Raw genomic sequence first — 19,929 nt, 5'->3', positions numbered from 1 at the left:
CGACCAAGAAAAGCAGAGGCATGGTAGTGGACACGCTGGATCGTGACACTCTACCCAATATTGCCGATGGCTCGCAGAGGGCCAGCCTTTGGATCGCTGGCTACATATTCGACCGGCTTCAGATTACCAAGACGGTTAACGACGATGCCCCAGAGGCGGACGAAGACAGCCTCGGCAAGCTCCTGGAAGAGGGAGTAGAGGGGCAGCTCGACGCTGCCCTGAAAGCTGGGCTTCCAGAGGTTGAGTGGTCGATCAGAAGGAATGCGGAGATCTGGGATTTCGCCCAGTACTCGCACATTCGGGAATTGCAAGAAGTGGCAGCGAAATATCCTGACGTAAGAAGCGTTATCGGCGGAGACTATGTGATTCGCCCGGACGTGGTCGTTGGAGTTCCTGGACGGTATGGTCCCACCCTGCGTGCTGTAGTCTCTTGTAAATGGACGCTGCGCTCGGACAGGGCGCAGAACGTCCGGCATGAGTTTAATTCACTTATCAGGGCGCGCCGCGGTAGGGCTCCGCATCTCGTAGCCGTTACGGCGGAGCCGGTCCCTAGTCGGCTGAGTTCTCTTACGCAGGGCATGGGAGAGATTGATGCCGTTTACCATGTTGCTTACGACTTGCTGAAAGAAGCGGTTGAGGAATTTAGACCGAAGCGAGGTGAGACGACCCAGTTGGAGCACCTGAATGCAATGATCAGGATGGGTCGCCTTCGTGATTACCGTGAACTGGTCCAGGACATACTCATGGACTAGCGGTCGGGGAACTTGCTGCTAGCGCCTTGACCGGGAAGCTTTGCAGGGTTGCCGGTCAGACGTCTGCACGTGAGGGGCATCTGTCCTAGTGGATGCCCCTTTCGTTGCGGCCCAGTGCCGGTATGAAACTCAAGCCGGCGAACCATTCCGTTCGCAGTACTATTTGGTGTGGGATGGCAGGGTGGGGGCAGGTTCATGGGGGTCATTGGGGCCTGCGCATGTCCAGTCTCTGCCGTCGAGGGATACCTTGGGGCGATTCAGCTGGCCAGGCATCGCCTGAATCAGACGAACGCTTACGAACTCCCCTTCATGGGGGATGGCTACCCCGAGTTTCCGGGCGATCTCCCTGTGGCTCTCGTAGTCGCCCATGATGATGATGCCCTCGTCCTGCAGCGCAGAACGTGAACCGCCATTGCCGCGGACACGCTTCATATAATCCTTCTGCTGGGCGACGGTGCGCACGACGTTGCGGCCAATTCGACGCCCTTGTACGCGACGAAAGAGCTCGTTCAGGCGCGCTTGGCCGGACTTAGGAGCGAAGACAGCGGTCCGGTCGTGGGCGCCCATGTGCAGCAGAACATTCTCTGGAAGTTCGGCTTCATGTCGAAGCCAGAGGATCTTGTTCCGGTGCTCTGCTTTGACCGTGAGTTTCATGTCACGGTTATTTCCTTGATTCAGCCATTCTTCCCGTATACGGAGGAGGCCGGCGCTCCAACGGCTCTTGTAGTCGTCAGCCCAGACGAGCAAGCAGAGGTGATTCATCGCCTCAGGAGGGATCATCCAGCCGCCGAACTGCTGGGAGTACTTGCAGTCCACATCGATGCCAGCGATCCGGTAGTCCATCTCGAGGCCGTCGTCGAACCTGAACTCACGTTGGAGGTTGATCTCGACGAGTGTGCCGGCGTGGGTCTTCTCCGTCTTGAAGAGCGCCCTCCAGTCGTACCTGCCTGTTACTTCGCCGTTGAGCAGTTGATCGATCGTGTCTCGGAGCACAGTAGCGAAGCGCTGACCTGCGGGGTCCAGCCTGCAGAGACGGTCGTAAACTGCGGCAAGCTCAGGGTCACCTTCCAACAGGACCTGTGAGTGGATGTTGACAGCAGCTGAGACGTCCAGGGGCAGCAAGAGTTAAGTCCTGTCTGTTGAGTTGAACGTGTGAGCCAGATGACCGCCGGGGCAGCGCTGAGCCTCGTCGTGGATGCCCCGGGCGGCGTTCGCTCCTTAGTTTCCGGACCGCTTCGCCTGATAGCGCAGCAGGCGGCGCGTGGAGTCGTTCGCTGCTGTGGGCGAGATGACCGTGAACGCCAGGACCACGCGCGATGGATCGACCACGCCATTGACGGCGGCTGCCTTGAGCTCGGCGTCGGTATTGGTTTCGATCACCGGATATATCAGCAGGATCCCGGTGCGAGGACCGATCGCCAGCCCTTCAGGTGACGTGCTGTCGACGCCCTCGCGGGCGTTGTCGATCAAGTTCTGGGCCCACCGACGGTGTTCAAGACCGGAGATGCGGCCGAATGACACCTTGCCCAGTTGACGGCTGCGCCGTACGAGCGAGCATGGAGCGGAGCCAAGAATGCTTGCCTCAACGCGGCGGCTTGCCGTTGTCAAAGGGGCTACCAGTAGCCAGTCGTCGACCTTGGCCAGAGCACCGTCGAGCTGGGATAGGTAGTTGAGGTGCGGCGTGAAGTGGTTGTCGCCCTCCCATTCAAGCTGGCTCAGCACGCTGACTAGGGCGGTGTGAGGGACGGCAGCCGTTGTGGCCTGGAAGGTCCGGGTGAGGGGACTGCTGTCGTCAGGAGGGAGCGTCAGGGTCCTGGGCTCGGCTCCGAAGACATGGAGCAGTGGCCGCCACCGCTCCGTGTTGCGCTTGAGAGCTGCAGAGCCGTCTGGGTAGGCAGCAGGCTCGATCGGCCTTCCAGGCGAACGGATCTCCACCAGCTCTGAGTTGTACATCTTGTTTCGTGCTGAAGGCCTGACCAGAGCGAGGTGCTGGGAAACAAGCGGAAGGACCTTGGACGGAGTCAGCTGGGGCTCGCCGTCGATCATCTCCGCGTACTGTGCAAGCTGCGACCGGAAAGCCTCTTCGTCCTGGCAGATGGCTTCGAATGCCTCGTACAGGTCAAGGGTCATCTCCTTTCCATAGGGCTCCGCGCGGCCGATGTAGAGCCGGACCATATCGCGATAGCCATCGCGGAAACCAAACCAGCGGCCCATCTGCATCAAGGTGTCTGCCTGCTGGGTCCTACGCCGGTAATAGGTGACCGTTAGGCCCTCGACCGTGAAACCGCGTGAGAGTTTGGTGCCGCCGACGAGGATCTTCCAGACGTTTGGTGTGCGGTCGAAGTCGAGGTCAGCCTGCTCGTAATCGCGCTCCGTGTCACCATTGACGATGATGACGGGGTTGCCGCCGGCACTGATCAGCTGGCGCGCGCGGCTGATGTGCGGGCGCAGTTCTTCGTACGAGGAGGGGACGGGGAAACCGTTGGCGCGGGCCGCGCAGACCTGCTGAAAGTCGGAGGTGAACAGCGCTGCGAGGCGAGCGTGGGCCTCGGAACTACCGTAGGACGAGTGCCACATGGAGTTAAGACGGAGTGCCAGTGCCGCGTGATCGACCATCTTCACCGACTCGTGGACGAGCATGGTGTGGTGGCGGAACTTGCCTTCGGGAATGCCCTTGTCGATGCGGTACAGCTTGAGCGCGCCGGCCAGCACGAAGGCGTCCATTGCCTCGAGTAGACGGTCATTCTCGCTGTCGTAGATGCCTCGGACGTGCGCCTTCTCCTGGGAGTCGGCGAGAGAACGCTCGTCGAGGGGAGTGTCCGTATCGAGATCATGGAAGTCCTGGACTCCCATGTAGCCGGAAGGCCGCGGAAGGGAAATGAGGAAGTCGCGCGGGAAGATGTCCTTGGAGTCGTCGGGGTCGACGAAGACATTGGCGAAGGGCGTCGCCGTGTAGCCGACGTACTGCGCGCGGGGGAGAAGGCCGAGAAGGTCCGAGATCAGTCCGTTGATTGCCGTGCGGGTGACCTTCCCCTCTTCCCACTTCTTCGGATTGATGGTGTTGACGGATGCTTGGTCGGATTCGTCGTCGATGATCAGGGCCGGAATCTCGTTGAGGATCGGGCCGATCTTCTTGAGGTCCTTGACGAGGTTCGTGAGGACCGATTTGTTCTTCTTGACGACCATGACGCGTGCTGCCGCATGGTGCAGATTCGCGGGGTCGTAAAGAGGGAGGGTCCGGTCAAGCTTCTCGATGTCGAGCGCACGGATGCCCTGCATCAACCCTCGGTAGTCGTCGTCGCGCGTGGTGAGGCGTTCGATGTCGCAGGCGCCGAGTGCCGACGGGCGGCTGCCGTGAGAGACGAACTTGTGCGGCCAGTCCTCGTCGTCCTGGTAGTCGACGCCAACGAGAGCGTCGCGATCGTCCGGGTCGGCACCGCGGAGAATGTTCTCCCTGCCGATGAGTTCCATGTCGAGGCGGCGCTGCGTCTGACTGCGCAGCAGGTTGAGCGTGCCCCCGAGGACGATGACCAGTCTGTAGCCCGCGTCGACTGCCTTAGCAATGACGCCAGTAAAGTTCGCGGTCTTGCCAGACTGAACGTACCCGACGACCAGGCCGCGGGCGCCGTACGCCTCGGTACGTGTGGGGTCGGAGAGGCGTTCGACGACGCTGTGGGATGCCTCGTCAAGGCCGGCGACCGCCGCGTCGCTCCAGCCTTTACCGCGGAGGAGGCGCTCATAAGAGGGCCAGTAGAAGGGGCGGACCGATGCTGTGTCCTTGGAGTACCAGGACTTGAATGTGTCGCTGATGACGACCTGGCGTGGGCCCCTATCGATCGGAACGGCGACATCCAGCGCCTTGCGCAGGTCAGCGTCAAAGCCAAGCTGTGCGTAAATGTCTGCACGACGTTCGTCCGTCCGGGGTGAAGCCGCAGACCATTCGGCGGCTTCGGCGAAGTCCCAGGCCGTAAGCGTGCGGTGCCACAGCGCCTTGAGGTCGACGTCGCCTGAGATGAGCCGGTCGCGGAACAAGCTGAGGTCGCTGTCGGAGGGTTCTTCTGTATCGGACAGTGCGAAGGAGAGCCGGGCAAAGTTCTTCGGGCCGCGACGCATCGCCGCCAGCACATCGCCGTGAAGGTTGAGCAGGTGGTCGGTCATGAATGTCCTCAGCAATCAGACAGGCAAAGCGATCAGCGGTCTGCGTCAGCCCGGGTGAGTTCGCAGCGGGCGGCGGTCAGCAAGACGCTGTTCCACAGCGCCATCTCGTCGTCGCGCTGGGCGCTGGATCGGCCCATCCGAAAGTTCTTTTCCAGCATCAGATAGAGAAGTCCCTTGAGGACGGGCGCGTCGTTCGAGCCAGCCCGGCGGTCGCCGTTGAAGGCTTGGCGGTATTCCCTGTTGAGCCGCACGACGTGGTCCTCGCGGTCGAGGTCGAAGAAGACGCCAGAGGGCAGAGCATCCCACCGGAAAGTGATCGGGTCCTCGCCCTCAAGCTGGGGCAGCTCATCACGCAGAGTGCGCTTCAGCTTGGGGTCGACGCCCCTGCCAGGCGGGATAACCTCCTTGCGCTGGACCTCCGTGGAGCGCCTTGCCGCCTCGCGATATGTCGTCTGCGCCGCCGATAGGTAGGCGGTGAATGAGTTGCCCTCGTTGTCAGAGGCCTTCTCCAGGCCGCGGGCGAAGGCTGGGGTGACGTTCACGCCGTCCTTCTTCACCGTGAGGCTGAAGACATCATTCGGAGCGGCGGGCAGATCGAGGGCGATGCGCGCAAGGTTGTGGTGGGGCTCGGCACTGCGGGTGCCGTTCCATCCCCCCGCCTGTACGAGACGGTCGTTGCGGTAGATGTAAAACCCCTGCCGTTCGGCGAGCGAACCGATGCCGCGGTAGGACACAAGCGGTGACTTGGGCGGCCAGATATGGGCGGTGAATTCCACCTCGCCGATGCCTTCGATGGGGGCCGCGAACGTGCGCGGGTAGCCGGCCTGACCGGGGATGCGATACCCAAACGGGTCGATGGGTTCGACGCCCCGGTGGTCTAGCTCCTCCCGTGTGCGCACATCCTCTACGACGATGTCGATGTGGAAGCCGTCTTGTGAGAGGAACCGGTGGAGATAGAGGCCGAGATGGGTCTCAAGCCTCTCGATGGCGTCGTTGAGGAATCGATCGGTCTGTCCGTCGGTGATCGTCTCGAAGGCCCGGACGCTGTCCCAGCGGACGATGGTGCCGTTCCACCCGATGACTCCGTCGTAACGGTCTACGAGGTCCTGGCAGTAACGGGCGTTGACGATGTCGCAGCTGTAGTCGGCCTTGGCGCGCGTGGTGAGCCAGCGTCGGCCTGCGGACGGGCTGCGCTTCGTGCGGCTGATGACCGTCAGCGACTCCGCATGGGAGAGTGACGCTGCCTTCAGGCCGGCTCCGAAGTGGCCGAGGGCGCTGTCCGAGTACCCCTCGCGCCCGCCGACAGTCATGGCCACATCCAGGGATGCATCGTCCATTCCCTGACCGTCATCGATGACAAGAAGGCTGACGAGCTGGTCGTCGTCACGTAGAAAGCTGACGACGACGTTGTGCGCGCCGGCGTCGATGGAGTTGTCGATGAGGTCCGCGATGGCGGCCTCGAAGCCGTATCCCTGGTGTGTCAGCGATTCGACGTAGCGGGCAGCAGGCGGCAGCCGCTTGCTCCCCTGGGTTGGAATGTCGAACTGCCAGTCGGTGGACGGGGCGTAGGGCATGAAGATGTTCCTCGCGCACGCAGGACTGGGCCTGAGTGGGGGGAATGGGGCGGCCCGTCAGTTCATCAGGTCAAACGCGACGTTACTGCATGCCACTTACATGTGTCAGCCGGGCGTGGATTTCGTGAAGGTGTGCTTGGCGTCAGCCCTGCGGGCTGACGCCGAACCTCCAGCCCTCAGCCCAGCTCCACCCCGTGACACTCCCGGTACGCCACCCCCGACCCGCACCAGCACCCCGCCCCCTTCGCCGGAGGCCACGGCACCGCCTTCCCCCGAGCCGCCAGGGTCGTCGCGTACTGCGGCAGCAGCGACGCGTCCGCGGGGGACGCGGACTCGGAGGCTGCGAAGGCTTCGTAGGACGGGACCGTGCCGGTGACGATGCCCAGGTTGCCCGTGCCCGTGGAGGAGAGGTCGCGGAGGGCGGACTCGATGGCCGTGAGGTGGGTCTCGTGGGTGGGGTACTCCGCGGCCAGCGAGGGGTACGCGGTGAGGAGTTCGGTGAGTTCCGGGGCCGGCCAGTGGAGGACCGCGACCGGGAAGGGGCGGGAGAGGGCTGCGCGGTAGGTGCCGAGTTCGGTGCGGAGGCGGGCGATTTCGGCGCGGAGTTCGGTGGGGTCCGAGGAGCCGAGGGCCCAGAGGCGCTTGGGGTCGTGGAGCTCGTCCAGGGGGACGGCCGCGGTGTGGAGGCGGTCCGCCAGGACGTCCCAGTCGTCGTGGGGGAGGGCCAGAAGGCGGCGGACGCGGTGGCGGCCGGTGAGGAGGGACTGGGCGGGGTACGGGATCTCGTCGTCCGGGTCGACGAGCCGGGTCACCGCCGTGGTGAACGTGGAGTGGGCCGCGTCGAGCTCGTCGTGGGCCTCGAGGGTCTCGGCGACGATCTCCCACGGGGCCGCGTCGTCCGGGGTGGCCGCGCGGATGCCCTCGATGATCGCGCGGGCCTCCGCGTCGTGGCCGTACTCCCACAGGTTCGCCGCCTGGAGCGCCTTGATCAGATGCGGGTTCTCCGGGGCGCCGGAGAGGAGACGGTCGTACAGGCCGGTCGCGCGGTCGCGGTCGCCGGCCAGCTCCAGATGGGCCGCGGCCTGGAGCAGCAGTGGTTCACGGTCCTCCGGATACTGCTCCGCTGTGCGCAGCAGACGCTCGGCTTCGGCGGTGTGGTCGGCAGGCGTGTCGGGGCGCATGCAGCACACCGTACTGCTGTACGGGGCTCCGCAGGGGCCTGGTGACTTGGAGGGGCTGCCCTTATCGTGCGGGCCGTGCGGGAGCGGATGCCTGGGCTGAGATCCGGGCGGAGATCTGAGCGGAGTTCCGAGCGGATTCCTGTGGTCGTACAGGGGCGGCGGACCCGGGGCGGACGGGTGCTCGACCCGGTGCGCGGCCGGGTCACGCTCGCCCGCGGGCTGTGGGTCGGAGCCGAGGTCACGGTGACCTTGGGTGTGGTGGTGCTGCTCCTCGTCGTTCATCAGCTCTGGTGGACCAATCGGCAGGCCAAGGAGGGTGCCGGGCGTCAGGTCCAGGCCCTGGAACGGGAGTGGGGGGAGGGCGCCCGGGAGGCCCCTGAGACCGGTGCCGACGGCGCTGATGCGGATCCGGGGCCCGATGCCGAGGGGAGCGCGTCGGGGACGGGGGAGGGGGCTGGTGGCGGAGCAGGTGGCCAGGCGGCCGCCCGGCAGAGCACGCCCCGCTGGGACCAGGCCTACGCCGTCCTCCGCATCCCCCGGCTCGGAGTCGTCGCCCCCGTCGCGCAGGGCATCGCGAAACGGGGCGTTCTCGACAAGGGGTACGTGGGGCACTACCCACAGACCGCTCAGCCCGGACAGCCCGGCAACTTCGCGGTCGCCGGGCACCGCAATACGCACGGCGAGCCGTTCCGGTACATCAACCGGCTGCGGAACGGGGACAGGGTCGTGGTCGAGACGCGGGCAGGGGTTTTCACCTATGTAGTGGACAAGGGGCTGCCTCAGACATCCGCGCGCGACGGCGGGGTGATCGCGGCCGTGCCGCGGAGTGTGGTGAAACCGGGGTACGGGTACAACGAGCCCGGCTATTACGTGACGTTGACGACCTGCACGCCCGAGTACACGTCCAAGTACCGGTTGGTGGTGTGGGGGAAGCTCGCCTCGATCAAGCCTCGATGAAGCTTTGGTGAGGTCTCGATGAGGCCTTGATGCGGCTCGGTTAGGCATCGACAGGCGGTCACCGGTGGACCGTCCCGGCCTCGGTCCGTCGTCGGTCCGGCGTGCCGGTCGGCACATCTCACCTCATGCGGTGATCGTCACTTGTTCATGCCTACCCGCAGGGGCGGGTAGTTGTCATGATCCAGGCATGAGTAGCAGCACCAGCAGCAAAGCGCCCGTCTACGAGGCGCGGTACGGGTTCGACCGTCGGACCGTCGCGGTCCTGGGTGGTTCCGTCCTGTTCTGTGCGTGCCTGCTGATACCGGGGGTCGGATTCTCCTGGGGAGAGCGGATCGCGATCTTGGTCCTGTTCGGCGGCGGAGGGTTGCTCATGGCCGCGGGGGCGCTGACCCGGAAAGTGGCTTTCCGCGTCGACGAGTCGGGCGTGCTACTCGGCGGAAGCCCCCTCCGTTACCGGGCCACCACCGTCCATGTGCCCTGGGAGGACATCACGGCCGTGGTCCTCTGGCAGCAGCACGTGCCCCATACGACCATCCCGTGGATCGGCGTGGCTCGCCCTGAGGGCGCGCCCCCGCTGCCGGGCCCCGGGCAGGGACGGCTCGCTCGTGCCGTGGGCGGGGCGCTCGCGCCCGTACCGGTCGAGCTGCTCTTGGCGTCCAGAGCCGTGAACGGCTGGCGTCTCGACAAGGGCCGCCTCGCTGCCGCCGTTGCGCACTTCGCGCCGGGCATGCAGATCGTCGACGGCCACTAGCGCCCCTCCCGGCAAGCTTTGCCCGGTCGCGGCACTAGCGGGGGGCAGTTGGCACCGCGCGTCCCGGCCGGAACGCCAGCACCGCAGCCGCGCCCAGCAGCGACAGCGCTGCCGAGACGACCAGCGCCGCGTTCGTACCGGCCGCGGAGACGGCGATCATCAGGGCCACGCCCGCGGCCGAACCGATGTAGCGGGCCGTGTTGTTGGCGCCCGAGCCCATCGCCGCGCGTTCCGGTGGTACGGACTCGACGGCGAGGTGGGGGAGTGCGGCGTTCAGCAGGCCGCTGCCCACTCCGGCCACGACCAGGCCGGGCAGCAGACATACCCAGCTGCCCGTTCCGGACACCGCGCCGAGCATCGCGAGCACCCCCGCCGCCGACAGGGCAAAGCCCAGGGCCAGTTGGTGCCGGGCGGCGATACGGCCCGCCAGTCGCTTCGTCTGGAGGGCGACCAGGAAGGCCGTACCCGACCAGAGCAGGAACAGCCATGCGGTGCCGAGCGGGGACATCCCCGCAGCCCGCTGGAGCAGCGTCGGGAGGTAACTGAACAGGCCGATCACGGCGAGGCCCGTGAACAGCCCGCCTGACGAAGCGGCAAGGAAGAGCGGGCGCCGGAACAGCCCGAGGTCGATCATCGGGGTCGTGGTCCTGCGCTCGACCAGTACGAAGACCGCGAGCAGGACCACGGACGCGGCCGTCAGCAGCCCGACCGGCGCGCGCAGCCAGCCGTCGCGGCCCAGGGTCAGGGCCGTGAGCAGCGCGGTCAGCGACAGGCCGAGGGCCAGCGCGCCGGGCAGATCGGGGCGGCCGCCGCGTGGTGCGCGTGATTCGGTCAGGATGCGGAAGGCCGCGGCGCCGGTCGCGAGAGCGACGACCGCGAGGACGTCGTACACGAGCCGCCAGTCGAGCGTGCCGAGGACGCCGGCCAGCACAGGCCCGAGCGCGATCCCCGCGCTGACGAACGCTCCCCACACGCCGGTCGCCCTGATCCGCGCGGAACCGGCCGGGAAGGCGTGGACGAGCAGTCCGAGGCTGCTGGCGAGGATCGCCGCGCTCGCGGCGCCCTGGGCGATACGGGCGAGGGTGAACGTCAGGGTCGAGTCGGCGAACGCGCCGAGCCCGGTCGTGAGACCGAGCGCGAGCGTGCCGGCGACGAACACACGGCGCCGGCCGTAGTCGTCCGCGAGGCTGCCTGCGACGAGGAGGAGGGCGGCGAGGCCGAGCGGGGTGCCGTTGAGCAGCCATGCCTGCGCGGAGGGTGGGGTTCCGAATGCCGCCGTCATGCTGGGGAGCGTGAGCATCGGCGCGGTGTAGTTCATGAGCGCGACGGCCGTCGCGGCGCTGGTGACGGCGAGCGTCGCACCTGGGCGGGGACTGGGGTGGGCACCGGCGCCGGGGCGGTGGCCGGTGTCCGGGTGGGTTTCTCCGGTTCCGTGCCGCGCTGCGGACGGGGGCTCCGCGGACCGCTGCCCGTTGGGCTGCGGCTCTGCGGGCCACTGCTCGGTGGACCGGGGCCGCGCGGTGCATGTGGGCCGTGCCGGGTGTGCCATGTGCTCCCCAAGTGGAATCGGGCGGCTTGCAGGGCGTGGCCGGGATCCGGTTCGGTTCGGCGGACCCAGGAAGGTTCGTTGAATGAACCTATCGCCTGATCCGACCATAACACGCTTGGTTCGTTCATTGAACCTGTAGCGGTTACGCTGAGGTCATGGCTCTCGGTAAGGACTACGCGGCGCAGCAGTGCTCCCTCGCCCGTGCGCTGGAGATCATCGGCGAACGGTGGACGCTCCTCGTCGTGCGCGACGCGTTCTACGGCGTGCGCCGTTACAACGACTTCCTGATCCACCTCGGCGCCCCGCGCGCCGTGCTGGCCGGGCGGCTGCAGGCGCTCACCCGTGCCGGAGTGCTGGAGAAGCGCCGCTACCAGGAGTCCCCGCCGCGCGACGAGTACGTTCTCACCGAGCACGGGCTGGCTCTGTGGCCGACCGTCCGATCGCTCGGGGTGTGGGGCCAGGGCCTTCCGGGCGCGCGGCAGATGCGCATCTTCCGCCATGCGGCGTGCGGTACGGAACTGGGTGCCTACGGCGAATGCCCTGCCTGTGGGGTCGGGGTGCCGCCCACCGACATCGAGATGCGCCCGGGGCCCGGCCTCGATCAGGACCCCGCGGACCCGGTCAGCCGTGCGCTGCTCAAGCCGCGCCGACTCCTGGAGCCGCTCGACGGGGAGCGGGTGTGAGCGCACAGTGCGGGTTGTCCACAGGGAACCCGGAGCGGATTTTGCTCGTGTATAACGAATGAAGGTTCGTATCGCCCGTACGGGGCCGCTCCGTACGAGGAAACGCACCGAGCAGAGGCCAGAGGCCAGTTGAGCAGTGAGCACAGAGCAGAGAGTTCTGTGCGAAGAAGACGTAGAGGGCAGAGAGAGGAGGCGCTCGTGACCGGACAGGTGCTGCGTGCTCTGCGGCCGATCGCTTTGCTGCTCTTCGTTCTCGTCGAAGTCTTCGTGGCCGAAGGCATCGGACTCTCCGTCGCCGTCGCGCTTGCCGCCACCGCTGCGGCGGGCGCCGCGCTCATCGCCTGTGCACTGGTCCTCTCGCGGTCCGTTCCGCGCGTTCCGCGCACGCGAATACGGACCGCGATACGTGACCGCGAGCGGCGTACGGCTTTCCTGCCGCAGCGCGATCCCGACGCATCGGGCCGCACCAGGCCTCGAGCCCCGGGCCGTCCCTGCACGACGGCCGCGTAGGGGCACCCTCACTTCATCCGCGCATCTGCTCATCCGGGCATCCGCGCATCTGCCCAGCCGCGTACTTTCCGGTACCCCTTCGCGGGTCGTCATGCCGACATGCCTGTTTGTTTCCGGCACGACGAGACCCGGAGGGCCTCCATGTCCACTTTCGCCTCTTTCAATTCCGTTTTCGCTTCGCTGGTCGAGCGGCTCGCCGATGTGGTCCAGCCGCTCTTCCACGGCTCCGCCACCGCCGCGGCGATCATCCTGTTCACCGCGCTGGTACGGCTCGCCGTCCTTCCCCTCTCGCGTGCGGCCGCGCGCGGGCAGAAGGCCCGCACCCGGCTCGCGCCGCAGGTCGCCGAGCTGCGCAGGAAGCACGGCAAGGACCCGGAGCGGTTGCAGAAGGCGGTTCTGGAGCTGCATGCCAGGGAGAAGGTCTCGCCGCTGTCGGGCTGTCTGCCCAGCCTGCTGCAGCTGCCGGCGTTCTTCCTCATGTACCACCTGTTCTCCAGTTCGGAGATCGGTGGCGAGGCGAACGGGCTGCTCGGGCACAGCCTGCTCGCCGCCCCGCTCGGGGGCAGGTGGGCGGACGCGCTCGGGGGCGGTGGGATGTTCGGGCCGGCCGGGCTGGTGTACGTCGCGCTGTTCGGGATCGTCGCCGCCGTGGCCACGTTCAACTACGTCCGCACCAAGCGTCAGCTGGCGGCCGCCGGTCCGCTGGATCAGGGGCAGCAGCTGCCGGGGATGGGGGCCATGACGAAGGTGATGCCGCTGCTCTCGTTCGCCACGCTCGTCACCGTCGCGGTCGTGCCGCTCGCCGCCGCGCTCTATGTCGTCACCAGCACCACCTGGAGCGCGGTGGAGAGGGTGTTCCTCTACCGGGACACTCCGGTGGCCGGCGCCCTGGCTACCGCTGGGTAACGGTCCAGGTTGTGAACGGGGTCTTGCAGGCTGGTCTGATCTCTTGGAGGATCGACCAATCCTCCAATGAGCCGCACAGTGCCCCTGCCTTACGGCGGGGGACCCTCAGCCGGGGCCACCTCGACCACAGGGAGAAGAAACATGAAGCTGCTGCGTGTCGGTACGGCGGGTTCTGAACGTCCGGCGCTGCTCGACCAGGACGAGACGACACTGCGGGACCTGTCCGGGCTGGTGGCGGACATCGACGGCGAGCTGCTCGCCGACGATGCCGCGCTCGGCCGGATCCGGGAGGCGGCCGAGGCCGGTGAGCTGCCCGTGCTCGACGCGACCGGGCTGCGCATAGGCCCGCCGCTGGCCCGTATCGGCAAGGTCGTGTGCATCGGGCTGAACTACCACGACCACGCGGCGGAGACCGGTGCGGCGACGCCCGCCGAGCCCGTCGTCTTCTTCAAGGCCGCGGACACGGTCGTCGGACCGAACGACACCGTGCTCGTACCGCGCAGGAGCGAGAAGACGGACTGGGAGGTAGAGCTCGCGGTGGTCATCGGACGTACCGCGCGCTACCTGGAGTCCCATGAGGAGGCTCTCGCGCATGTCGCGGGGTACGCGGTGGCGCACGACGTCTCGGAGCGGGAGTTCCAGATAGAGCGCGGCGGCACATGGGACAAGGGCAAGAACTGCGAGACGTTCAACCCGCTGGGCCCCTGGCTGGTGACGCGGGACGAGGTGCCCGACCCGCAGTCGCTGTCGCTCAAGCTCTGGGTCAACGGTGAGCTGAAGCAGAACGGCTCCACCGCGGACCAGATCTTCCCGGTGGCCGAAGTGGTGCGGTACGTGAGCCAGTTCATGACCCTGTACCCGGGCGATGTCATCAACACCGGTACGCCGGCGGGTGTGGCGCTGGGGCAGCCCGAGCCCAAGCCGTTCCTGCGGTCCGGAGACGTCGTCGAGCTGGAGATCGAGGGGCTCGGCCGGCAGCGGCAGGAGCTGAAGGACGCGTAACACCTCCCGGAGGCCCCGGCCCGGTGGCCCTGGCCTGGGTCCGGCCTGGTGGTCCTGGGCCGGTGGTCCCGGCCCGGGGCCCGGCCAGGTGGTCCTGGGCCGGTGCCTCCGGCCTGGCCCGGCCCCGCGCGGGGGCCGACGAGGCGTTGCGGCTCTGCGCCCTCAGCGGATGCCCGTGTCGCAGCGGACGGTCACGTCCGTGTACGTGCCGGGCGAGACGGTCACGCCGATGGGGTGACAGCCGGTGCTCCTGGGGGCCGTGGCCTCCAGGACGTACTCGCCGGGCCGCAGCAATGCCCGGAACCGGCCGTCGTGACCGGCACGCGCGGTGGCCACGAGGGCGTCCGCGGTGTCGCGTACTCGCACGGTCGCCTCGGTCGGCACCGCACGGCAGGGGTCCTCACGACCCCCTGCCGGGCTGCTCCCGGTCGGGCTGCTCTCGATCGGGCAGACCGGATACAGGACGACCACACCCCTCACCCCGGACGGCCGCAGTGTCGGGGAACTGCTGGACTGCACGTCGGGTGAGGTCCCGCATCCGGTGGTGAGTGCGACCAGCACGACCAGCGGTGCCGCGGCGTGCAGACGGTACCGCCGTACGGGCATTCCCCATGGGGCGGGACGGCCAAGGCGGCGGGGACGGTGAAGGCGGCTGGGACTCTCCGGCATGGCGCTCACTCCTTCGGAGCGGGGGCGGGGCAGGGCGGGGCTGGTTCGTTCCTGACCAGCCCACCAGCCCACCAGCCCACCAGCCCGCCAGCCCGCCAGCCCGCCAGCCCGCCAGCTCGCCACCCACACCCCGCCACCCCGCCGCCGCGTGTCCGGTCAGCAGAAGCCGAGCCTGCCGAATCGCGAGCCCCATTGAGTCGTGTTGACGTGTCGCTCGTTCACGATCCAGGCGCGCTGGCCGATGGCGCAGGTGCCGCCCGTCACCGGGTCGATCGAGACCGCGGAGTAGTCGCCCCACCGCTCAACGGTGTCGGCCGACGGGTTGTACGGAACCGTCGCCGTGGTGAGGGTCGAGCCCCCGGTGACGTCGACGGGGTCGGTGGCCAGCCGACCGCTGCCTTTCACCCTGGCATGGTGGAGGCCCGAGCCGACAGCATCGGTCGAGGACCAGGTGAAGAACATCCGGCCGATGGGGTTCGAGGCGGTGCCGCCGACGGGCGAACCGGCAACCGCCGGGTTGAAGTCGTCGGAGTCGACGGCTTCGCGGAGGATGCCCCGCTCCGTGGAAGCCACCGTGTTGGTGCTGGTGTTGATCTGGTACCACCGCGGCGTCGGGAAGCCGCCCACGTTGATGGTGTGGACGTTGAGGAGCCGGTTGCCGATCTGCGTACTGGCGTTCTGGAAGCGGGCGTCCAGGGAGTCGAGCCGGTCGGTGACTCCGGGCTGGCGGGCGTCCGGCGGTAGCGAGAACGCAGGCACCGGCACGTTGACCGCTGCGGCGATGCTCGCGTTGCTCCGGCCGAGGCCGCTCGCGCGGAACAGTCTCAGTGCGGTGGGTGAGCCGACGCCGGCCACCACGAGATACGCGTTCGCGTTGTTGTCCTCCACGATCGGAGGCGCGATGCTGCCAACCGTGCCGAGGCTTTGGTAGAGCATGGACAGAGCGCGCCCGTTGTACATGTCCGACTTGGCGATGCCCAGCACCCGTGAACGGACGTAGGTGTTCCCGGCGAAGATGTTGGCCGTGATGATCACGGCGTCCTGGTCCATGCCGAGCTGTGGGAAGTCGAAGAAATCACCCGACGGCTCCGGCACGTCGAACTTGTAGATGTAGAAGGAGCCTGTGGGGTCGGAGGTCGTGGACACCGCGAGGAAGACGTTCTGGATCGTGGCGCTCTCCTGGAACGCCTCGGCGACGACGACCCATCGGTTCCACTTCTTGTCGTAGACGACTCGCGGATCGAAGATCATCTGTGCCGTGTAGCCGAAGAAGCTGGCGAACGTCACGTTCTTCACGAGCACACCGTCCGATTTCCGGAACATGCCGAGCCCACGGCCGTTCGTGACCTCCACGAAGTGGTTGGGTCCAACGGCGCCGTGGGTGTCCGGTGGGCGGGCGCCGGACGGGCTTTGGCCCAGTCCCTCGAAGTTGCTCTGGAGCGGGGGCGGCGCAAGGGCACCGGGCGGCTGAACGGGGACTGCCGGGCGCTTCGGCGGCTTCATCGACCGGGACGCGGCGAGTTCCTCGGCGGTCGCCGTGAGCCGCGGCGCCAGTACCGGGGTCCACTTCACAGGCTGGGCGTTACCGCTCGGGGTGGCGACTCTCGCCGCGGGTACCCGGATCTCGTCCGTCGCCACCACGGCGGACTGCCCGCCCTCCGCCGGGGTGCCGCTCTCCGCCGCAGTGCCGCTCTCCGCCGGGGTACCGGCCGTCGCCTGTGGCAGGCCCAAGCTCAGTGCGAGCGTGACCAGCAGGAGTGGCAGAACTCGCCGAGCTCTCGTTCTGGACGTCAACGCAGGTCCTCATCTCGAGTTTTCGCGGTCGCGAGGCAACCGCGCGTCGGGATTCCTGCGCTCATCGTGTGAGGGAAATCGGAGAATGACCGGGAACTGAAGGGAGATGGTCGGCGAAACCACCTGAATGCTGATATCTCCCGTATGTACGCAGCCTCGACGGGCGATGCGGAGCCGGGCTTTGGCAGGCGACGCGGAGAAGAGCCTTGGCGTGCGATGCGAAGCAGGGCTATGGCAGGCGACGGGGAGAAGGGCCTCGGCAGGCGCGGAGAAAGGACCTCGGTGGGCGCCGTGGACGAAGGGGCCGCGGAGGGGGTGCGGGGGATTCACCCCCTCCGCGGGCTCAGGTGGAGATGAGGCGCTCCAGCGCCTCCACCACCATCGCGTGGTCCTCGGCCTGGGGGAGGCCGGAGACCGTGACTGTGCCGACGACGCCCGCGCCTTGGACGCGGATCGGGAACGAGCCGCCGTGCGCCGCGTACCGGTCGGGGTCCAGGCGGGACGACTCCTCGAACGTCGTGCCCTTGGCGCGGAAGCGGCTGCCGACGAGGAGGGAGCTCTCGCCGTAGCGTTCGACGACCCGCCGCTTGCGGTCGATCCACGCGTCGTTGTCCGCCGACGAGCCGGGCAGCGCGCAGTGGAAGAGCTGCTGCGGGCCGCGCCGGATGTCGATCGCGACCGGCGCGTGCCGCTCGCGCGCGAGCTCGACGAGCATCGAGCCGAGCGTCCAGGCGTCGTCGTAGGTGAACTGGCGCAGCGTCAACTGCCGCTCCTGGGCTTCGAGTGCGGCGATGCCGACGGTGCCGCTCATGCGCCGAGCTCCACGGCGATGCCCTCGCGGGCGGAGCGGCGGGCCGCCTCAAGGACGTCGAGGGCGTCGGCGGCCTCGTGGGCGGTGACCGGCGGCGGGGTGCCGTCGCGCAGGGCGGCGGCGATGCCCGCGTAGTACGCCGGGTAGTCGCCGGGCAGGGTCCTCAGCGGGCGCCCGCCGCCGGTCAGCGGCGACTCCCCCGAGCCGACGCGGCCCCACAGCGACTCCGGCTCCACGCCCCACGGCTGTCCGGGAGACGGGCGGTTGCCGTCGCGCAGGGCTGCCTCCTGTGGGTCGAGGCCGTACTTCACGTAGCCGGCGGACGAGCCGAGGACCCGGAAGCGCGGGCCGAGCTGGGCGGTGGTGGCGCTCATGTACAGATGCGAGCGCACGCCGCCGGCATGGGTGATGGCGATGAAGGTGTCGTCGTCGGTCTCGGCGCCGGGGCGGCGTACGTCGGACTCCGCGTACACGCGGACCGCCGGGCCGAAGAGGACCAGGGCCTGGTCGACGACGTGGCTGCCCAGGTCGTAGAGGAGACCGCCGATCTCCTCCGGGGCGCCGGACTCGCGCCAGCCGCCCTTGAGCTGGGGGCGCCAGCGCTCGAACCGGGACTCGAAGCGCTGGACGTCGCCCAGTTCACCGTCCGCGAGGAGCCCGCGGAGGGTGAGGAAGTCGTTGTCCCAGCGGCGGTTCTGGAAGACGGAGAGGAGCAGGCCGCGCTTCTCGGCGAGGGCGGCGAGCTCGCGCGCGGCGGCGGCGGTTCCGGCGACCGGCTTGTCCACGACGACGGGGAGACCGGCCTGGAGGGCGGCGGTGGCGACCGGGACGTGGGTCTTGTTCGGCGAGGCGATCACGACGAGATCGAGCTCGTCGGCACGCTCCCACAGTTCCTCGGGCGTGGCCGCGAAACGCACGCCGGGGTGCTCGGCGCGGGCCTGCTCCCGGCGCTCCTCGTTCGACGTCACGATCGTGTCGAGGGTGAGGCCCTCGGTGGCGGCGATGAGCGGGGCATGGAAAACCGAGCCCGCGAGGCCGTAGCCGACGAGTCCGACGCGGAAGGGGGAGCCGGTGCCAGTGCCAGTCATGCGTCCACTTAAGCAACGGTGTTGCCAAAGCGCAAGCGCGGCGGAGAATGGCGGGGTGAAGAGGAGTAACGCGGGTGCGAATCTGCCGGTGCTGCGCAGCCACAACGCGGCGCTGGTGCTGGATCTGCTGCGGACGGCGGGCGGTCCCGGCGCCACGGCTGGTCCTGGCGGCGCGGCTGGTCCTGGCGGCGCGGGCGGTCCCGGCGCCACGGGCGGTCCTGGCGGCGCGGCTGCAGCGGGCGGCCACGCCGGTGTGGGCGGTGCGGCCGAGGCGGGGATCAGCCGGCTGGAGATCGCCGAGCGTACGGGGCTCACGCCCCAGGCCGTCAGCAAGATCACGGCGCGGCTGCGTGCGGAGGGGCTGGCCACGGAGGCGGGCCGCCGCGCCTCGACCGGCGGCAAGCCGCGTACGGTTCTGCGTCTGGTCCCCTCCGCGGCGCACGCCGTCGGCCTGCACCTCGACCGTGACGAGCTGACCGCGGTTCTCGTCGACCTCGCCGGCACGGTCGTCGCGTCCCGTACCCGCGCGCTTGACCTGGGTGGTCCGGTCCCGGACGTCCTCGCGACGGCGGCGGACGAGGTGACCGCTCTGCTGTCACAGGGATCCGGTCGGGTGGAACGGGTGCTCGGTGTCGGCGTCGGGATGCCAGGGCCGTTGGATCATTGGACCGGCGTGCTGGGGCGGGTGACCGGGGCGCCGGGATGGGAGGGCGTGCCGCTCCGGGAGGAGCTCACGGAGCGGATCGGGCTGCCGGTTGTGCTCGACAAGGACACCAATGCCGCCGCGCTCGGGCTGGCACTGCGCGGGGTGCCTGAAAGCTCCGTCTCCGGCGAAGGTCCCGGTTCCGGTCCTGGCTCCGGTTCCGACCTCGACGTCGAGCTCGACCTCGCCCCTGATTCCGACCTCGGCCGCGACCCGGGTTCCGACCTCGGCCGCGACCCCGGTTCCGGTTCCGGCCTCGGTCCCGCCCCCGCCGGTCCCGCCCTGCCCGGTTCCGATGCCAGTACCGGATCCGGGGAGTCGTTCGCGTATCTCCATCTGGGTACGGGCCTGGGTGCCGGGCTCGTGCTCGGCGGGGTGCTCCACCGGGGTGCCCGCACGGGCGCGGGGGAGTTCGGGCACCAGGTCATCCAGCTCGACGGGCCCGCCTGCGGCTGCGGCAACCGCGGCTGCATCGAGGCGCTGTGCCTCGCCGCCGCCGCCCGCGGGGACCTCGGCGAGGCCGCGCGCGTGCTCGGCACCGGCGCCGCCAATCTCGTCCGGCTGCTCGACATCGACCAGGTCCTGCTCGGCGGGCGGACGGTCGCCGCTGCCGGGGAGACGTTCGTACGTGGCGTCCGCGCCGCGATCGGCGACGACGCCGTGCCCGTCGCGCTGGCCGACGCCGGCGCGTACCCGGTCGCCGAGGGCGCCGCGCAGCTCGTCCTCGCCCCCCTCTTCGGCCGCATGGATGGCGGCCAACTCGGCCGATAGAGCGTATTTGTGTGATTGTTCGGCTGCCCGAAGGCGTGTGTACCGGGGCGGCGGCCCGCCGCATGGCAGC

17 protein-coding genes are annotated in these 19,929 nt (G+C 68.4%); 8 read left to right on the top strand and 9 right to left on the bottom strand.

The window, feature by feature from the left end:
• Nucleotides 1-20 precede the first annotated feature (20 nt).
• Entirely contained in the window at nt 21-752 is a 732-nt protein-coding gene (locus ACZ6ZQ_RS20890; protein ID WP_469770005.1) for an NgoMIV family type II restriction endonuclease, read from the top strand.
• A 159-nt stretch (nt 753-911) separates the two neighbouring features.
• On the opposite strand, the gene ACZ6ZQ_RS20885 is transcribed toward ACZ6ZQ_RS20890, so the two are convergent.
• From ACZ6ZQ_RS20885 to ACZ6ZQ_RS20870, 4 genes are all read right to left on the bottom strand, one after another.
• On the bottom strand, nt 912-1,874 hold the full coding sequence (locus ACZ6ZQ_RS20885) for a NaeI family type II restriction endonuclease (protein WP_469770004.1): 963 nt from the start codon (nt 1,872-1,874) through the stop codon (nt 912-914).
• Nucleotides 1,875-1,970: 96 nt separating this feature from the next.
• Nucleotides 1,971-4,910: a Z1 domain-containing protein gene (locus ACZ6ZQ_RS20880; protein ID WP_469770003.1), complete on the bottom strand. Its 2,940-nt coding sequence runs from the start codon at nt 4,908-4,910 to the stop codon at nt 1,971-1,973.
• A 32-nt stretch (nt 4,911-4,942) separates the two neighbouring features.
• On the bottom strand, nt 4,943-6,484 hold the full coding sequence (locus ACZ6ZQ_RS20875) for an ATP-binding protein (RefSeq protein ID WP_469770002.1): 1,542 nt from the start codon (nt 6,482-6,484) through the stop codon (nt 4,943-4,945).
• 176 nt (nt 6,485-6,660) lie between these two features.
• Nucleotides 6,661-7,665 (bottom strand): tetratricopeptide repeat protein, encoded by a 1,005-nt coding sequence (locus ACZ6ZQ_RS20870; protein ID WP_469770001.1) that lies wholly within the window; start codon nt 7,663-7,665, stop codon nt 6,661-6,663.
• Between the two features lie 141 nt (nt 7,666-7,806).
• Between ACZ6ZQ_RS20870 and ACZ6ZQ_RS20865 the strand changes: the two genes are divergently transcribed.
• Nucleotides 7,807-8,622 (top strand): class E sortase, encoded by an 816-nt coding sequence (locus ACZ6ZQ_RS20865; RefSeq protein WP_469770000.1) that lies wholly within the window; start codon nt 7,807-7,809, stop codon nt 8,620-8,622.
• A gap of 187 nt (nt 8,623-8,809) precedes the next feature.
• The gene (locus tag ACZ6ZQ_RS20860) at nt 8,810-9,373 is read left to right on the top strand and encodes a hypothetical protein (protein ID WP_469769999.1); all 564 of its coding nucleotides are present in this window, start codon (nt 8,810-8,812) and stop codon (nt 9,371-9,373) included.
• A gap of 34 nt (nt 9,374-9,407) precedes the next feature.
• Here ACZ6ZQ_RS20860 and ACZ6ZQ_RS20855 read toward each other — a convergent pair whose 3' ends face one another.
• Complete coding sequence (locus ACZ6ZQ_RS20855; RefSeq protein WP_469769998.1) at nt 9,408-10,922, bottom strand: MFS transporter; 1,515 nt, start codon at nt 10,920-10,922, stop codon at nt 9,408-9,410.
• A 155-nt stretch (nt 10,923-11,077) separates the two neighbouring features.
• On the opposite strand from ACZ6ZQ_RS20855, the gene ACZ6ZQ_RS20850 reads away from it, so the two are divergent.
• The 4 genes from ACZ6ZQ_RS20850 (at nt 11,078) to ACZ6ZQ_RS20835 (ending at nt 14,023) form a co-directional block, all read left to right on the top strand.
• Nucleotides 11,078-11,605, top strand: coding sequence for a winged helix-turn-helix transcriptional regulator (locus tag ACZ6ZQ_RS20850; protein ID WP_469769997.1), 528 nt, complete (start codon nt 11,078-11,080; stop codon nt 11,603-11,605).
• Between the two features lie 198 nt (nt 11,606-11,803).
• Nucleotides 11,804-12,115 carry a DUF6412 domain-containing protein gene (locus ACZ6ZQ_RS20845; RefSeq protein WP_469769996.1) on the top strand — a complete coding sequence of 104 codons (312 nt, stop codon included), beginning with the start codon at nt 11,804-11,806 and terminating at the stop codon, nt 12,113-12,115.
• Between the two features lie 141 nt (nt 12,116-12,256).
• On the top strand, nt 12,257-13,021 hold the full coding sequence (locus ACZ6ZQ_RS20840; RefSeq protein ID WP_469769995.1) for a YidC/Oxa1 family membrane protein insertase: 765 nt from the start codon (nt 12,257-12,259) through the stop codon (nt 13,019-13,021).
• Nucleotides 13,022-13,162: 141 nt separating this feature from the next.
• Entirely contained in the window at nt 13,163-14,023 is an 861-nt protein-coding gene (locus ACZ6ZQ_RS20835; RefSeq protein WP_469769994.1) for a fumarylacetoacetate hydrolase family protein, read from the top strand.
• Nucleotides 14,024-14,185: 162 nt separating this feature from the next.
• Here ACZ6ZQ_RS20835 and ACZ6ZQ_RS20830 read toward each other — a convergent pair whose 3' ends face one another.
• The 4 genes from ACZ6ZQ_RS20830 to ACZ6ZQ_RS20815 all read right to left on the bottom strand — a co-directional run bounded on the left by ACZ6ZQ_RS20830 (nt 14,186) and on the right by ACZ6ZQ_RS20815 (nt 18,385).
• The gene (locus ACZ6ZQ_RS20830) at nt 14,186-14,692 is read right to left on the bottom strand and encodes a carboxypeptidase-like regulatory domain-containing protein (RefSeq protein WP_469769993.1); all 507 of its coding nucleotides are present in this window, start codon (nt 14,690-14,692) and stop codon (nt 14,186-14,188) included.
• Between the two features lie 156 nt (nt 14,693-14,848).
• The gene (locus tag ACZ6ZQ_RS20825; protein ID WP_469769992.1) at nt 14,849-16,423 is read right to left on the bottom strand and encodes a hypothetical protein; all 1,575 of its coding nucleotides are present in this window, start codon (nt 16,421-16,423) and stop codon (nt 14,849-14,851) included.
• Between the two features lie 406 nt (nt 16,424-16,829).
• On the bottom strand, nt 16,830-17,297 hold the full coding sequence (locus ACZ6ZQ_RS20820) for a heme-degrading domain-containing protein (protein ID WP_469769991.1): 468 nt from the start codon (nt 17,295-17,297) through the stop codon (nt 16,830-16,832).
• Entirely contained in the window at nt 17,294-18,385 is a 1,092-nt protein-coding gene (locus ACZ6ZQ_RS20815) for a Gfo/Idh/MocA family protein (RefSeq protein WP_469769990.1), read from the bottom strand. Before ACZ6ZQ_RS20815 ends, ACZ6ZQ_RS20820 begins: the two co-directional genes overlap by 4 nt.
• A 253-nt stretch (nt 18,386-18,638) precedes the next feature.
• Between ACZ6ZQ_RS20815 and ACZ6ZQ_RS20810 the strand changes: the two genes are divergently transcribed.
• The gene (locus ACZ6ZQ_RS20810; RefSeq protein WP_469770101.1) at nt 18,639-19,859 is read left to right on the top strand and encodes an ROK family transcriptional regulator; all 1,221 of its coding nucleotides are present in this window, start codon (nt 18,639-18,641) and stop codon (nt 19,857-19,859) included.
• The last annotated feature ends 70 nt before the right edge of the window (nt 19,860-19,929 follow it).

The organism is Streptomyces sp. NPDC053673 (genome assembly GCF_055585225.1).
Note: the sequence above shows the minus strand (reverse complement) of the source record. Positions and strands in the feature narration are given on the sequence as shown.